The 15112-nt window shown below is 64.1% G+C and carries 13 protein-coding genes; 5 read left to right on the plus strand and 8 right to left on the minus strand.

All coding sequences use genetic code 11. The features are described from left to right. Nucleotides 1-122: 122 nt before the first annotated feature. The 4 genes from RT131_RS13325 to RT131_RS13340 all read right to left on the minus strand — a co-directional run bounded on the left by RT131_RS13325 (nt 123) and on the right by RT131_RS13340 (nt 4431). Nucleotides 123-500, minus strand: coding sequence for an SH3 domain-containing protein (locus RT131_RS13325; RefSeq protein WP_313173294.1), 378 nt, complete (start codon nt 498-500; stop codon nt 123-125). 88 nt (nt 501-588) lie between these two features. Next, nucleotides 589-1245 carry a histidine phosphatase family protein gene (locus RT131_RS13330; protein ID WP_313173295.1) on the minus strand — a complete coding sequence of 219 codons (657 nt, stop codon included), beginning with the start codon at nt 1243-1245 and terminating at the stop codon, nt 589-591. Beyond that, the gene (locus tag RT131_RS13335) at nt 1245-3275 is read right to left on the minus strand and encodes a M3 family metallopeptidase (protein WP_313173296.1); all 2031 of its coding nucleotides are present in this window, start codon (nt 3273-3275) and stop codon (nt 1245-1247) included. Before RT131_RS13335 ends, RT131_RS13330 begins: the two co-directional genes overlap by 1 nt. A 34-nt stretch (nt 3276-3309) precedes the next feature. Next, a complete protein-coding gene (locus RT131_RS13340; protein ID WP_313173297.1) occupies nt 3310-4431 on the minus strand; it encodes a PLP-dependent cysteine synthase family protein in 1122 nt (373 codons plus the stop codon). Between the two features lie 134 nt (nt 4432-4565). Between RT131_RS13340 and RT131_RS13345 the strand changes: the two genes are divergently transcribed. From RT131_RS13345 to RT131_RS13365, 5 genes are all read left to right on the plus strand, one after another. After that, complete coding sequence (locus tag RT131_RS13345; protein ID WP_313173298.1) at nt 4566-4973, plus strand: CopL family metal-binding regulatory protein; 408 nt, start codon at nt 4566-4568, stop codon at nt 4971-4973. A 121-nt stretch (nt 4974-5094) separates the two neighbouring features. Further along, nucleotides 5095-6900, plus strand: a complete 1806-nt coding sequence (locus tag RT131_RS13350; RefSeq protein ID WP_313173299.1) for a copper resistance system multicopper oxidase — start codon at nt 5095-5097, stop codon at nt 6898-6900. Further along, entirely contained in the window at nt 6897-7973 is a 1077-nt protein-coding gene (locus tag RT131_RS13355) for a copper resistance protein B (RefSeq protein ID WP_313173300.1), read from the plus strand. Before RT131_RS13350 ends, RT131_RS13355 begins: the two co-directional genes overlap by 4 nt. 61 nt (nt 7974-8034) lie before the next feature. Continuing rightward, a complete protein-coding gene (locus RT131_RS13360; protein ID WP_313173301.1) occupies nt 8035-8334 on the plus strand; it encodes a hypothetical protein in 300 nt (99 codons plus the stop codon). 59 nt (nt 8335-8393) lie between these two features. Next, nucleotides 8394-8933 (plus strand): DUF411 domain-containing protein, encoded by a 540-nt coding sequence (locus RT131_RS13365; protein ID WP_313173302.1) that lies wholly within the window; start codon nt 8394-8396, stop codon nt 8931-8933. Between the two features lie 347 nt (nt 8934-9280). Here RT131_RS13365 and RT131_RS13370 read toward each other — a convergent pair whose 3' ends face one another. The 4 genes from RT131_RS13370 to RT131_RS13385 form a co-directional block, all read right to left on the minus strand. Beyond that, on the minus strand, nt 9281-11095 hold the full coding sequence (locus RT131_RS13370) for a 2Fe-2S iron-sulfur cluster-binding protein (RefSeq protein WP_313173303.1): 1815 nt from the start codon (nt 11093-11095) through the stop codon (nt 9281-9283). Continuing rightward, nucleotides 11092-11784, minus strand: coding sequence for a PepSY domain-containing protein (locus RT131_RS13375; protein ID WP_313173304.1), 693 nt, complete (start codon nt 11782-11784; stop codon nt 11092-11094). The genes RT131_RS13370 and RT131_RS13375 overlap by 4 nt, the downstream gene beginning before the upstream one ends. Before the next feature lie 57 nt (nt 11785-11841). Beyond that, nucleotides 11842-14556 (minus strand): TonB-dependent receptor, encoded by a 2715-nt coding sequence (locus tag RT131_RS13380; protein ID WP_313173305.1) that lies wholly within the window; start codon nt 14554-14556, stop codon nt 11842-11844. Nucleotides 14557-14652: 96 nt separating this feature from the next. Continuing rightward, a complete protein-coding gene (locus RT131_RS13385; protein WP_313173306.1) occupies nt 14653-15075 on the minus strand; it encodes a CopL family metal-binding regulatory protein in 423 nt (140 codons plus the stop codon). Between the last annotated feature and the right edge of the window lie 37 nt (nt 15076-15112).

Genomic DNA, 15112 nt, shown 5'->3' on the forward strand with positions numbered 1-15112 from the left:
CAACCCTCCCCTCCGCCTTCGGCGCAAGGGAGGGGGCAAGAGCGTAGTGCCGAGCCATGCTCGGCAGAGGCTTTATCGGTAACGTCCCAAGCCGAGCATGGCTCGGCCCTACAGATGCGGCTTCAACCGCCTGGCTTGGCAGTCTCTATGACTACGCCCATCTGCTTGCCGGCTTCGGCCAGCCTCACCTTCTTTCCGTCACTGCGGGCGATCAGATAATCCGCCGCCACCCAGCCACTTTTGCCCTCGGCACGCACGTTGCACCATTGCAGGTCGGCCAGGCAGCGCTGCACTTCCACCGTGGTGCCCACCGGCAATACCGCCAGGCGCTCGGCACGCTGGTCCGGCGCGCTGCGCAGGTTCAGGCCATTGCTGACCTGGGCGGCAGGCTCGTTGATCTGCGGCTGGAACCACAGCACCACGCCGATGATCGCCGCAGCCGCAGCGATACGCAGATACAGGCGGGGCTTGCCGTCGGTGGACTTGAACAACCTGTGCATGGCGAGTGCGGCGGGACCGGTGCGGCCTGATGAAGGATCTATGGTGACACGCCAACGTTGAACCCGCGCCGTTGCGGACGCATCGCGTTCAGGCAACGCTGACTTCCATCGCTGTAAGCGGTGCAGCGCCTTCGCCCCTGGCAATTTCCAACCTGTACACCCCGGCATTGGGCACCTGCATCTCGGTCTGGAAGGCACGGAATGCCTGCATGTCCCCAGGCCTGTTCACCGTCCGCCCTTGCAGGCGCCAGGCCAGCAGGCCGATCCAGATACCATGGCCAACGAAAACGCTTCCATCTTCGAAGTCATGCAGGCGCGCCAGGAAGGCATCAACCCGAGCTGCGAAACCATCGAAGCTGTCGGCAACATCGCCATCACGATGGGCAGGATCGCCGCGCTGCCAGTAGTCATGCGCCAACACCGCGACCTCGGCGGACACCTTGCCTTCGACAGTGGCAAGCGCCAGATAGCTGAACTCATCCAGCTCGGCGATCTCCTGTGCCTCAAGCCCGTGGGCATCGACGAAGTACGCCGCCGTCTGCCGGGCGCGCAGCATCTGCGAGCAGTACAGCCGCGCCGGCCGCAATGGCCAGCGCGCCAAAAGATCCTGCACTTGCTGCCGGCCCAAGGCGCTGAGGGGGATCTCCCGATCAGCCATGGCGAACGCACCCGCGTTGGCCATGCTCTGCCCATGCCGAACGAAGTAGAGCGTCCGCACTCGAGCCGGGTCGGACGCCGTCTGCATCAGGCCGTCATGCCGCTATGCCGCAGAAGGGCATCAATCTGCGGCTCACGGCCACGGAAAGCGCGGAAATTCTCAGCCGCGCTGCGACTGCCGCCGCGTGACAGCACTTCCTCGCGGAAGCGTGCGCCGGTCTCGGCCAAGGCGTCTGGTGCTTCCTCGAACGCCGCATAGGCGTCGGCGCTGAGTACTTCGGCCCACTTGTAGCTGTAGTAACCGGCCGCGTAGCCGCCAGCAAAGATGTGGCTGAACTGGTTGGCGAAACGGTTCCAGGCCGGCGGGATGTTCACTGCAACCTCATCTCGCACGCGCTCCAGCAGCTGCAGCACGCTTTCCTGCTCAGGCTGGTACTGGCTGTGCAGCAACATGTCGAACAGGCCGAACTCCAGCTGGCGCACGGTGAACATGCCGCTCTGGAAATTCTTCGCCGCCAGCATCTTGTCAAACAGCTCGCGCGGCAGCGGCGCGCCGGTGTCGACATGCGCGGTCATCGCTTCTACCTGCTCCCACTCCCAGCAGAAGTTCTCCATGAACTGGCTGGGCAGCTCCACTGCATCCCACTCCACGCCATTGATGCCGGCCACCGCCAGCTCACCGATGCGGGTCAGCAACTGGTGCAGGCCGTGGCCCATTTCATGGAAGACGGTGGTGACTTCGTCGTGGCTGAAGGTCGCCGGTTTGCCATCATTGCCGCGGCCGAAATTGCAGACCAGATAGACCAGCGGCGTCTGCACGCCAGCGGCAGTAACGCGACGGTTGCGGCAATCGTCCATCCAGGCGCCACCGCGCTTGCCTTCGCGCGCGTACAGGTCCATGTAGAACTGGCCGACCAGCGCGCCGTCGGCGTCCACCAGTCGATAGAAACGCACATCCTCGTGCCAGACCGGCGCGCTGTCCTGTTCCACCTTGAGGCCATACAGACGCTCGATCACGCCGAACAGGCCAGCCAGCACCTTGGGCTCGGTGAAGTACTGCTTCACTTCCTGCTCGGAGTAGCTGTAACGCGCCTGCTTGAGCTTCTCGGCCACATAGGCCAGATCCCAGGCCTGCAGTTCATCCATGCCCAACTGCTCGCGGGCAAAAGCCTCCAGCTCGGCGCGGTCGCGCTGCGCATAGGGCTTGGCGCGTGCGGCCAGATCACGCAGGAAGCCCAGCACCTGCGGCGCATCACTGGCCATCTTGGTGGCAATGGAATACTCGGCGTAGTTGTCGAAACCCAGCAATGCGGCCAGTTCGTTGCGCACGGCGAGAATGCGATCGATATTGCCGCTGTTGTCCAGCGCCGCATCACCGAACTCCGATGCGCGCATCGCATGCGCGCGATACAGCTGCTCGCGCAGCGCGCGGTTGTCGGCATAGGTCTGCACCGGCAGGTAGCACGGCATCTGCAGGGTCAGCTTGTACCCTTCGCGACCATCCTTCTGCGCGGCGGCGCGGGCGCTGGCAACCACGTCATCGGGCAGGCCCAGCAGGTCGTCGGCTACATCCACGTAGAGCGCGAACGCATCGCCGGCATCGAGTACGTTCTGCGAGAACCTGGCCTGCAGGCCGGACAGTTCTTCCTGCAACTCGGCGAAACGCGCCTTGCCTGCGTCATCAAGCTCGGCACCGCCAAGGCGGAAGTCGCGCAATGCATTTTCCAGCGCCTTGCGCTGTGCTTCGTCGTAACTGGCCGCTGCTGGCGCCGCAGCCAGCAGCTTGTATTGCGCGTACAGCGCCGGGTTCTGCGCAACCGAGCTGCCGAAGCGGCTGATCTTCGGCAGGTTGGCGTTGTAGACCTCGCGTAGCTCTGGCGTATTGACCACCGCCTGCAGGTGCGAGACCTGGCCCCAGGCGCGATACAGCCGCTCGGTAGCATCGTCCAGCGGCACCACGAAGTTCTCCCAGCTCACCGGCGCCACGGCTTCTGCGGTTTTCACCGCGGCCTCGGCTTCGGCCAGCAGCGTATCGACGGCCGGGGTGACGTGTTCAGCGCGGATCGCGTCGAAACGCGGCAGGCCGGAGAAATCGAGCAGGGGATTGGTGGTGTTCACAACATTCCTTCAAACAGTTCCGGCTATGCCGGCATCAAACCTGATATGGCGACGCTTCCAGCCAGGCACAAGGCAGGACCGGCATGCCCTGTCCAGCCACGGCCGAGGCCACCACCGCATCGGCGCCGTCCACGTCGATGCCCTGCTGGCGGTACCAGTCCGGGTTGTAATAGCTGTGCGCGTAGCGTTCGCCGGCATCGCAGAGGATGCTGACAATGGAACCGTCTCGGCCAGCCGCGCGCATCTGCTGTGCGGCATACAGCACGCCGATGAAATTGGTGCCGGTGGAGCCGCCAACACGCCGCCCCAGGGTGGCACTGACATGGCGCATCGCAGCCAGGCTCAGCGCATCACTCACCTTCACCATCGCATCGACGCAGGTAGGTATGAAACTGCGCTCCACGCGCGGACGGCCAATGCCTTCCACGCGCGAGCCGCCTTCGCAGGTCATGTCACGCCAGTCGCGACCTTCGAGCGCGGCGCAGTAGCCGTCGTAGAAGATCGACACCTCAGGGTCCGCGCACAGGATGCGGGTGTCGTGGCGGCGGTAGCTGACGTAACGGCCCAGGGTAGCTGCGGTGCCGCCGGTGCCGGGGCTGCAGACGATCCATTCCGGCACCGGATGCGGTTCTTCCGCCATCTGCTTGAAGATGGACTCGGCGATGTTGTTGTTGGCGCGCCAATCGGTGGCGCGTTCGGCGTAGGTGAACTGGTCCATGAAGTGGCCGCCGGTTTCCCGCGCCAGCCGTTCGGATTCGCAGTTCAGGTCACAGGCGCGCTGTACCAGATGGCAGCGGCCGCCGTGGAATTCGATGGCGGCGATCTTCTCCGGCGAGGTGCTGGCCGGGATCACCGCGATGAACGGCAGGCCCAGCAGGCGTGCGAAGTAAGCCTCGGATACCGCGGTGGAGCCGCTGGAGGCCTCGATCACCGGGCAACCCTCGCGCAACCAGCCATTGGCCAGCGCGTACAGGAACAGCGAGCGCGCCAAACGGTGCTTGAGGCTGCCGGTCGGGTGGCTGGATTCATCCTTCAGATAGACATCGATACCCGGGAAGCCCGGCAGGTCGATGGGAATCAGATGGGTATCGGCCGAACGGTTGTAGTCGGCTTCAATCTTGTGGATGGCCGCCGCCACCCAATCACGCTGGGACATGGATCGCCACTTCTTGGTGAATGCTGGCGTGGATTCTACTTGGTTGGGCAAAACCGGGGTCAGAGTCGGGTTTCGATGAAACCCGACTCTGACCCCGGTTTTTCTCAACCATTCAGCCCAGCCCCCACTCAGGAATGCTATGGTTCAGCCCTGCTTCCAACCTGAATCCCGTGCCGCGCATCCTGCTGCCCCTGCTGCTGTGCCTGACCCTGATCGCTGGTGCGGTCGGTTCGGTGTGGTCTGCGACGGCGATGGCCATGCCGATGCAGGCGATGACGATGGCAATGGAAGCCGGTGACAGCGCGCACGACTGCTGCCACGAGCAGGAAGCAAACCTGCAGTGTGATGCCGGCGACGCCGACAAGGCACCCTCGCCCTGTGCCAGCGGTGACAGCTGCGACTGCAAACAGCATTGCAACATGCTGCCCAGCGTCTCAATGACGCGGCTTGCTCCTATGCGCCATGCCCTGGCGCCAATGCCAGCACTCCCCTCTCGCGAAGACGTGGCCCCGGGCCAGCTCAACCGCCCTCCCATCGCCTGATTCCTGCGCCTTCTGGCGTCCGCAGATACCTGTGCCGTGGCAATCCGCCCTGGCGCACCCTTGATCTGTTCAGGGCATGCAGCAGCGCATCGTGATGCGCCGGCCTGTCCGGGAGTTCCACATGTCTTCTGATTTCCTTTCCGATTCGCGCTCGGTGCTGTCGCGACGTCGCTTCGTGCAGGGCCTGGCCCTGGGCGGCGTGGTCGCCGGCGCCGGCATGGCGCGCATCCCGCAGGCGTTTGCCTCCGGGCGCGCCATGGCGGTGCCGCCGGTTGAGCTGCGCGGCACCGAGCTGAGCCTTGCGATTGGCCGCTCGGCGGTCAACTTCACCGGCCGCACCCGCCCCGCCATCACCGTCAATGGCTCCCTGCCGGCACCGATCCTGCGCCTGCGCGAGGGCGACACGGTCAACCTGCGCGTGGCCAACACGCTCACCGACGAGATCACCTCCATCCACTGGCACGGCATCCTGCTGCCGGCCAACATGGACGGCGTGCCGGGGCTTAGCTTCAACGGCATCGCACCAGGCGAGGCCTACCAGTACCGGTTCCAGCTCAAGCAGTCCGGTACCTACTGGTACCACAGCCATTCGCTGTTCCAGGAGCAGGCCGGCCTGTATGGCGCACTGATCGTTGACCCGTTGGCACCGCCGCCATATCACTTCGACCGCGAACACGTGGTCATGCTCTCGGACTGGACCGACATCGACCCCGATGCGCTGTTCCGGCGCATGAAGAAGATGCCGATGCACGACAACACCTACCAGCGCACGGTCGGTGATTTCATGCGTGACGCACGCAAGGATGGCCTGCGCGAGACGCTGGCCGACCGTGGCATGTGGGGCCGGATGCGGATGACACCTTCCGACCTGTCCGACATCAATGCCCACACCTACACCTACCTGATGAACGGCACCGCGCCAGCCGGCAACTGGACCGGCCTGTTCCGCAGTGGTGAAAAGGTGTTGCTGCGCTTCATCAACGGCGCCTCGATGACCTACTTCGATGTACGCATCCCCGGTTTGAAAATGACCGTGGTCGCCGCCGATGGCCAGTACATCCATCCGGTCAGCATCGACGAGTTCCGTATCGCCCCGGCCGAGACCTTCGACGTGATCGTCGAACCGACCGGCCAGGATGCCTTCACCGTGTTCGCACAGGACATGGGCCGCACCGGCTATGCCTGCGGCACGTTGGCCACGCGCCTGGGCCTGCAGGCGCCGATTCCGCAGATCGATCCGCGTCCGCTGCTGACCATGAGCGACATGGGCCACGACATGGGCAGCCATGGCGACCACGGTGCCGGCATGGAAGGGGGTTGCGGCGCCAACATGGGTGCCAAGGGCATGGAAGGTGGCTGCGGTGCGGCGATGGGCCACGGCGCCCATGGCGGCTCCGACAAGTCGCCCAAGCACAAGCCCAGCGAAGCCGGCAATCCGCTGATCGACATGCAGACTGCGGCCACCGAGCCCAAGCTCGACGACCCCGGCATCGGCCTGCGCGACAACGGCCGCAAGGTACTGACCTACGGCGCGATGCGTTCCTTGTTCGAGGACCCGGATGGACGCGAGCCGGGCCGCGAGATCGAGCTGCACCTCACCGGCCACATGGAGAAGTTCGCCTGGAACTTCGACGGCATTCCGTTTGCCGGTGCCGAGCCGATCAGGTTGAACTACGGCGAGCGCATGCGCATCGTGCTCGTCAACGACACGATGATGCAGCACCCCATCCATCTGCACGGCGTGTGGAGTGACCTGGAGAACGCCGACGGCGAGTTCCAGTTGCGCAAGCACACCATCGACATGCCGCCAGGTACACGCCGCAGCTACCGCGTGCGTGCGGATGCGCTGGGCCGCTGGGCCTTCCACTGCCATCTGCTCTACCACATGGAAGCGGGCATGATGCGCGAAGTGAGGATCGACGCATGAAGACCTTCTCTCACTCGCTGTTGTTCATCGCCCTGGCTGCCAGCGGCAACGCCTTCGCGCAGGACCCGCATGCGGGCCACGCCGGGCACGCCACTGAAGCAAAGCCGGCAGTGGATCCACATGCCGGGCACAACATGCCCAAGGCCAAGGCTGCTGATCCGCATGCCGGTCATGCCATGCCCAAGGCGGAAGATCATTCCAGCCACGGCGCGGCTGATCCGCATGCCGGCCATGCCATGTCCAAGGCGGAAGACCACTCCGGCCACGGCGCGGCAGCTGACCCGCACGCAGGACATGCAATGCCCGCTGATCCGCATGCCGGTCACAACATGCGGGGCGGCAGTGCCAGCAACACGCCGCGCGAACCGATCCCGACGCCGACCAAGCAGGATTTCGACGATGCCTTCCCGGTATTGAAGCCGCACGCGATGGAGCATGCGCCGTCGTTCAACAGTCTGGTGGTGTTCGATCACCTGGAAGCCTGGGATAACGCCCACGGCAGCGGCCAGGCTTGGGGCATCGACTCCTGGTTCGGCAATGACATCAACCGCCTGTGGATCCGCAGCGAAGGCGAGCGCAGCGAGAACGCACTCGGCGACTGGTCGGTGGATGCGCTGTATGGGCATTCGATCTCGCCGTGGTGGGACGTGGTGGCCGGTGCGCGGCATGACAACAGCCGCGAATCCCCGGATCTGACCCGCGCAGCCTTCGGCCTGCAGGGCATGTCGCCGTACAAGTTCGAAGTCTCGGCGATGGCTTACATCGGTGGACCGCGCAAGGCCGAGCTGGCCTTCGAGGTCGAATACGACGTGCTGCTGACCAATCGGCTGATCCTGCAGCCGGTGGTGGAAGCCAGCATCGTTGCCGATGACGATCCGCGCCGCGGTGTCGGCAAGGGCTTGAGCAGCGTGGAAGCAGGCCTGCGCCTGCGCTACGAGTTCACCCGCAAGTTCGCACCGTATGTGGGCTTTGTGCACGAACGCGCATTCGGCGATACCGCCGACCTGCACCGTGATGCCGGCGAAGGCGTGAGTGAATCGCGCTGGGTTGCCGGCGTGCGCTTCTGGTTCTGATTCGTAGTGATGGCGTCGTATGCCGGCGCCATCCCCACTCTCCTTACAAGGAATTCTTTCGATGAAGTTCTTTATTCAAGCCGCACTGATCGGCGCGGTCACCCTTGCCTCCATTTCCATCGCGCAGGCCCAGCATGCTGGCCATGAGCATCACGCACCGGCGGCCAAGCCTGCTACGAAGGCGCCACAGGCCGATGCAGCGGCAACGTTCAAGCGCTTCGATGCCAACAACGATGGCTTCATCCGCCGCGAGGAGCTGCCCAGCGGTCATCCGCTGCTGCCGCACTTCGGCATGAGCGATGGCAACCGTGACGGCAAGCTCGATGCCAAGGAATTCGAGCGCGGCCTGTCGATGCTGTGATGCCCTACTGCCGCACCGGCCTCCGGCCGGCGCGGCAAACTGTCCAAGGAATCTAGATCATGAAAATGCGTTCAAAGCCGATGTTCTCATTGCTGGTGCTGGCGGCAGGCACCCTGTTGATCAGTGCCTGCAATGCGAGCCCGTCTACTGCTACCACGGCAGCCGCTGCGGTTGCTGCGGCACCTGCGAAGGCGGTTGAAGCTGCGCCGGCTACCAAGGCGTTGCCGTTGGTGGTTGTGCACAAGGACCCGAATTGCGGCTGCTGTGGTGGCTGGGCCGAGCATATGCAGGCCGCCGGCTTCCCGGTGCAGCTCAATGACACCAGCGACATGATGGCGGTCAAACAACGCCTGGGAATCGGTGACGGCATGATGTCCTGCCACACCTCCGAGATTGACGGTTATGTGGTGGAAGGCCATGTACCGGTAGCAGACATCCAGAAGCTGCTGGCCGAGCGTCCGCAGGCGCGCGGACTGGTGCTGCCGGGCATGCCGGTGGGTACGCCGGGCATGGAATCGCCGGATGGCTACCGCCAGGCGTTCACGGTTGCATTGCTCGGCAATGATGGTTCGTTGAGCGAGTTCTCAAAGCACGAGTGATGCCACCGCAATAATGATCGGAGTAGAGCCCCTCTCCCGTGAACGGGAGAGGGGTTGGGGTGAGGGGACGCTTCTAGCCAGGCAACGTCAAAAGCCCCCCCTCATCCGCCCTCCGGGCACCTTCTCCCGCACGCGGGAGAAGGGAGTGTCCAAAGCCGAAGCCAGAGCCAAAGCCAAAGCCAAAGCCAAAGCCAGAGCCAAAGCTAGGGCCAGAGCCGAAGCCGAAGCCGAAGCCGAAGCAACAGCAACAGCAACAGCAACAGCAACAACAACTACAACTACAACTACAACGGCAACACCTGCAGACCTCCAACATCTGCAGCCACAACAGCCAAGCTCAAGTTCACTCAGATCTTGAAGTCGTCAAACGCAACCCGCTCATCCGCAACACCCAGCTTGCGCAAGAGCTGCCTGGTCGCCGCCAACATCGCCGGCGGTCCACACAGATAGAACTCGCAACCCGCCAGATCCGGATGCTGCTTCAATAGGTCCTCATGGATAGCTTCATGCACACGACGTGCATCGGCTCCCTGCCCCGACCACACCGGATGCCAACTGAAGTTGGCATGCTCATGCGCCAGCTCCTGCATCTGTTCGACATAGGGGCAATCACGTTCGCCACGGGCGCCGTACCAGTAATGCATACGTTCGCCACCGCCTTCATCCAAACGCTGCTGGATAAGTGCACGTAGCGGCGCCATACCCGCACCAGCGCCAATGAAGATCTTCTCGCGCTCGCTGCCGCTGAGTGCGAAATCGCCAAACGGGCCGCTGTAGCGAACACGGTCACCCTCACGCAGCGTATAGGCATAGGTCGAGCCCTTGCCCGGCGGATGCTTGCGGTTCTCCTGCCAGCCAGGGCTGAAGCGCACCAGCAGCACCAGGCCGCCGTCCGCATTGGAGACCGGGGTCGCCAGTGAATACGAGCGCCGAACCGTCGCCCTGTTCTGCAGGGTCGCAGGCAGGGACAGCGCCTTCCAATCCTCTTCATGCTCACCCGGATACCACACCGCAGTACGCGGCAGCTCGTACTCGGGCACGTGCAGCTGCAGATAGCAACCCGGCTGGAACTGCGCATCTGCGGCCTGCTCCGGACGCAGATGGATCTCACGCAGGAAAGGGGTCACGGCGACCACCTTCTCAACGATGGCCCAGTGTTCGGTCCACAGGCTGGCGCCGCCAGCCACTTCAATCTCGACGTCCTCATCCACCTGCAGATTGCAGGCCAACCGGCAGCCGACCTTGCGCTTGGCGTCGGGCACATGCGCGCGATCGGCCGCCGTTGCCTTGCCAGCACCGGAACGCACCCGCACTTCGCATAGGCCGCAGCTCTGGCCACCGCCGCAGTTGGAGGGAAGATGGATGCCCTCGCGGGCCAGTGCCACGTAGACGCTGTCGCCGCTGGCCACCTCGACCGTGCGCAGATGCGCGCCGCCCGGTGCATAGACCATCAGCTGCCGACGCGAACGCCAGCGCCGCGGGATGAATTCCTGCAGATGGAAACTGGCAATCAGCAACCACACACCGGTCAACGCCAACCACAGGCCGCCTATGCCCATGCCCACTACCAGCGGATTGTTGAAGTTGACCCGACTGCTGTAATCCATGATGTGCAGCATCCAGAAGATGTCGAACAGCCGCCACGTCGCATTGCGATGCTCCATCACCTGGCCACTATGCGCGGACACATAGATGCTCGTGTCCTGCGCGTCACTGAAGTCAACGCGCCATACCGGGTCCGGGTTGGCCCGGGTTTCCAGGGTCTTCTCAAGATACTGCGGCGCGGCGGCAACCCCATCACCGGCATAGGCCGCTTGTGCGACTTTCGCCGCGACCGCCGCATCGATGGCGATGCGCTTGCCGTCACGGGCATCGATGACCTCGGTACCTTCCGGCGATTGCAGTCGATACACCGGCTGTTGCAGCAACCAGCCACTGTCCAGCGTTGCCGCCTCACCCTTGGCCGCCGCCAGCGCCACGCTGGGCGACACCGTTGCCGACGGCCAGGCAGGATTGGCAACTGGGACGGCGCGCTGCGCGCTGCCCTCGATCTTCTCCGGGTCGAGCAGGCTCATCATCAGGCCACTGCCCAGCCACACCACGAACTGCAGGCCGACGATCAGGCCCACCCACTTGTGCAAGGTCCGCATCCAGGGCGTCATGCGCTCCTCCGCTTGCCGAAGCTGTAGAACAGCAGCCAGATGCCGCTGAGGGCGAAGCCCAGGCCAATGACCGAAGCGACCCGCAACAAGGTGTTGTTGACGTCGGTACGGTTCTCGTAATCCATGATGTGCAACATCCACACGAAATCGAATACTCGCCACAGGTCGTGCCGGCGTGCCAACAGCTCACCGCTGTCCGGTGACAGGTACAGCGTACTGTCGCCGCGGCCACTGAAATGCACGGCCCACATTGGCACCGGTCGGGTCTTCACTTCCGACGGGGCACGGGTGATCCACTCCACCCGCTCTACTTCACCTTCTCCCTGGTACAGTGACTGCGCCAGTGCTATTGCCTGCTCGCGGTCCATCGGCGCCAGGCGTTCACCGCTGGCAGCATCCACCAGGTACTTCTGTTTGCCTTGGCGGATCTCATAGACCTCGCGTTCCAGCACATGCTTGAGCCGGAACGACTCCATCTTCGGGTAGCGCTTGGCCAGCACATCGGCGCCAACGCGCGCGGTCTGCGCCGGCAGCGGCGTGCCATGTACGTGGGCAAGGTGGTCGCCATGGATCACGTCCAGCGGCACCACGGTCATGTAGACGCCGCTGAGCATCCATAGCAGCGCCTGCACGCCGATCACCAGGCCGATCCATTTGTGGGCACGGCGTGCCCAGAATGCGGGTTTCATCAACATCGTCCTCGTTCAATGACGCGCCCCGCCGCAGCTGCGACGGGGCGCATCCAATCACCAGCGGTAGCCGATGCGTGCGTACCAGCGGCGACCCAGCAGGTCGTAGGTCATCGTATCGGTGTTGGCATCGGTATAGCTCTGGATGAACGGCGGCTTCTTGTCGAAGACGTTGTCCAGGCCCAGCGATACATCCAGCGCCTTGCTCACCGCGTACTTGAGCTGCAGGTTGTGATAGAACACCGACGGTGCGTGGTCACCGATGTCACCGCGAGCTGCGTTGATGTCATCGGCACGACCGATGTACTGCGTGCTCCAGGTGCCCGACCATTGGTCGCGCGAGGCATTGACCGAGACCAGGCCGCGCCACTTGGCATAGCTGCCGCGGCCGCCGGTGATCTTGCCGGCGTATTCGATCAGCTCGGCCCCGTCGTACGGCCGCACGTCGTAGCGCTGCAGATAGGAAACATCGGCGCTGACGCTGGCATCGAAGCCCGCTGCCTTGAACTCATACAGCGCGCCGAAGTCGTAGCCGGTGACATGCTCGTTGGCGGCATTGACCGGCTGCGAGGACAGGAAGTCCACTTCGCCGGTACGCGGGTTGCGGGTGAAGTTGCTGGCATCACAGAACGGATGCGCCAGCCCCGGCGTGTTGTAGCAGATGGCCAGCTTGGTGGAGCCGTCGATACGCTGGATCGCGTGCTTGATGCGGATGTTGTAGTAGTCCAGCGTCAAGGTCAGCCCGGACAGGAACTCCGGTGTCCACACCACACCCGCGGTGAACGAGGTGGCGTCTTCCGGCTCCAATGCCGAATTGCCACCGGAGGTGGTGAGGATGGTATTGCCCGGCTGCACATAGCCGGCCGGCACACCGTAGGCCTGGCAGTTGTCACGCACCGTCGAGCCCGCCGGCAAGGCCGACCAGTTGCTGCATGGATCGGTGGTGGTCAGGTTGCCTTCGGCCACGCCGCCAAACAATTCGGGGATGTTCGGGATGCGGAAGGCGGTGGCGTAAGTGCTGCGCGCTTTCAACGAGGAGTTGATCTGCCAGTCCAGCCCGACCTTGTAGTTGTAATCGCGGCCGAACAGATCGTAATCCGAGGCACGTCCGGCCAGATTCAAGTACAGCGAATCGGCGATGACGTTGTCCTGCAGCAGCGGGATGGCCAGCTCGGCGAAGACTTCCTTGGCGGTGTATTCACCGGCAATCGGGTCCTGCTGGTTGGTGTTGCCAATGCCCAGCACGGTCAGCGGGTCGGGATTGCGCCAGCCGCGCTCCTTGCGCACTTCCACGCCGGTGGCGAAGCCCACCCAGCCGGCAGGCAGCTCGAAGATCTGTCCGCTCAGGTTGGCGGTGAAACTTTTCTGTTCGTTGCCGCCAGTATCGCGCGAGGTATAGAGAATGTAGTCGAGTACCTCGCGACTGAGGTCGCCGTAACCCAGGTAGTCGCCGCAGGGAATTGCCGCACCCGGTACCGGGCTGCAGATGCTGCGGTTCAAGGTCTGCTCGACGCGGTCGAGGTTGGCGACATTGTCCGAGCCATCAACGCCGGTGTTGCGGCCCCAGTTCAAGGCCGCCGACCAATCCCAGCCGGTACCGAAATGTCCCTTCAGCCCCACCAGCCCGCGGAAGGTGTTCACCTCCTGCGAAAAATGGCGCGGGCCGGCCTCTTCCAGGCGTCGGCGCTGCAGCAGCAGGTCCTGTCCGGTCGGGTTGGTCGGATGATTGGCGGCGATGTTGATCGGCCGGTATACGCCGAGCCCGCCCGGCGCGGCCAACTGGTCGGATTGGCGGTTGGTGTACATCAGCTCGGTGAACACAGTGGTGTTCTCGCTGAGCTGGCTGTCGCCGAACACGCTCATGCTGATCCGCTTGATCGGATTGACCGCATTGAGCGTGGGGTTGCCGTTGTAATTGTGCTTGGCGGCCGAGTACGGCTCGTAGAAATCGCCGTTGCCGCCCAGCACCTGGTTGAAGTTGACGCGGCTGCCGTCGGCCAGCAGCGCGCGGCCACCTACCGTGGTGGAACTGCCCGAGCACACCAGCTTGCCATCCACTTCGGCCAGGCCACAGGGCGCGCGCGAGGCCATGTTGACCGTGCCACCTTCGGCATAGTTGATGCCAGCCATCAACGAGCCGCGATCACTGGTGACGCCCCAGGCCAGGTCAACAGCGGTTTCATCGCCATCGCCACGCGTGGTCTGGCCGTAGCGCACAGCCGCTTCGGCGCCGTCGAATCCCTGTTTGGTGATGATGTTGACCACGCCCGCGACCGCATCGGCGCCGTAGATGGCCGAAGCGCCGTCCTTGAGCACTTCCACGCGCTCGATCAACGACACCGGGATCATGTTCAGATCGACCGAGCTGTTGGCGCCGGTACCGCCATTGACGATGCGACGGCCATTGAGCAGCACCAGGGTGCGGTTGATGCCGAGGCCGCGCAGGTTGACCTGGGTGGTGCCATAGCCATTTTCGGCCCAGTAGGCATTGCTCTGGCTGCCGGCAAAACCGGCCGAGGCTGGCAGGCGCTGCAACAGCGTGTCCACCGACGTAGCGCCGGAGCGTTCGATGGCCTGCGCGTCGATCACGCTGACCGGGCCTACGCCCGACAACTGCGCGCGCTTGATGTGGCTGCCGGTGACCTGCACGGCATCCAGCGTGCGGGCGGCTTCATTCGGGGGTTGCGCGTCCTGCGCGTTGGCGGTGTGGACGGCGCTGGCACACAGCAGCGTGCCGATGGCCGCAGCCAAGGCTTGGGGCTTCAAATACATGTTCTCTCTCGCTGGGATACTGTCTCGGGGCGATAGCCGTGGTCGCAGACGCGCGCACGGTTCACTACTACGTCGTGGTGACGCGAGAACAACCGCTCAGACGATGGGAGGTCGGAAGACGCCAGATACCCTGCCTGCCGGCAGTACCAGCACCGGCAGCGAGGTTTCGGCTGCCACCGGCGGATGTGCACCGGCGAACAACAGCGCCGACGCGGGGGGATAGATCGTGAACACGCACAGGCATTCGCAGCCGACGCTATCGGCGCAGCTGCAGTCATCGCCATGATTGGCAGCCGGCTTGCCGGCATGGCTGTCGTGGCCGTCCGCGATTGCCAGATCCGCTACCGCTGGCACGCCTGGGGCCGGATCGCAGCTGGCCCTGGCCGCGCGGGTGAAGCCGGCAACCGCCGGCGCGCCATCCGCATGCAGCACCATGCGCGTGCTCGCCCATGCACCGAGCACGCCTTCGACGGCGAGCACCAGCATCAGCAGCAACGGCAGCCACACACGGTAGGACATGAAGTTCCGGACAGCCTCTTTATTTGTATATACATAC

The organism is Stenotrophomonas sp. (assembly GCF_032066555.1).
GTDB lineage: Bacteria > Pseudomonadota > Gammaproteobacteria > Xanthomonadales > Xanthomonadaceae > Stenotrophomonas.

What these genes read in the sequence shown, in the direction of transcription:
- RT131_RS13325 (WP_313173294.1), bottom strand. Translation starts at nt 500, where the DNA reads ATGCACAGGTTGTTCAAGTCCACCGACGGCAAGCCCCGCCTGTATCTG.
- RT131_RS13330 (WP_313173295.1), bottom strand. Translation starts at nt 1,245, where the DNA reads ATGCAGACGGCGTCCGACCCGGCTCGAGTGCGGACGCTCTACTTCGTT.
- RT131_RS13340 (WP_313173297.1), bottom strand. Translation starts at nt 4,431, where the DNA reads ATGTCCCAGCGTGATTGGGTGGCGGCGGCCATCCACAAGATTGAAGCC.
- RT131_RS13345 (WP_313173298.1), top strand. Translation starts at nt 4,566, where the DNA reads ATGCTATGGTTCAGCCCTGCTTCCAACCTGAATCCCGTGCCGCGCATC.
- RT131_RS13350 (WP_313173299.1), top strand. Translation starts at nt 5,095, where the DNA reads ATGTCTTCTGATTTCCTTTCCGATTCGCGCTCGGTGCTGTCGCGACGT.
- RT131_RS13355 (WP_313173300.1), top strand. Translation starts at nt 6,897, where the DNA reads ATGAAGACCTTCTCTCACTCGCTGTTGTTCATCGCCCTGGCTGCCAGC.
- RT131_RS13360 (WP_313173301.1), top strand. Translation starts at nt 8,035, where the DNA reads ATGAAGTTCTTTATTCAAGCCGCACTGATCGGCGCGGTCACCCTTGCC.
- RT131_RS13365 (WP_313173302.1), top strand. Translation starts at nt 8,394, where the DNA reads ATGAAAATGCGTTCAAAGCCGATGTTCTCATTGCTGGTGCTGGCGGCA.
- RT131_RS13370 (WP_313173303.1), bottom strand. Translation starts at nt 11,095, where the DNA reads ATGACGCCCTGGATGCGGACCTTGCACAAGTGGGTGGGCCTGATCGTC.
- RT131_RS13375 (WP_313173304.1), bottom strand. Translation starts at nt 11,784, where the DNA reads ATGAAACCCGCATTCTGGGCACGCCGTGCCCACAAATGGATCGGCCTG.
- RT131_RS13380 (WP_313173305.1), bottom strand. Translation starts at nt 14,556, where the DNA reads ATGTATTTGAAGCCCCAAGCCTTGGCTGCGGCCATCGGCACGCTGCTG.
- RT131_RS13385 (WP_313173306.1), bottom strand. Translation starts at nt 15,075, where the DNA reads ATGTCCTACCGTGTGTGGCTGCCGTTGCTGCTGATGCTGGTGCTCGCC.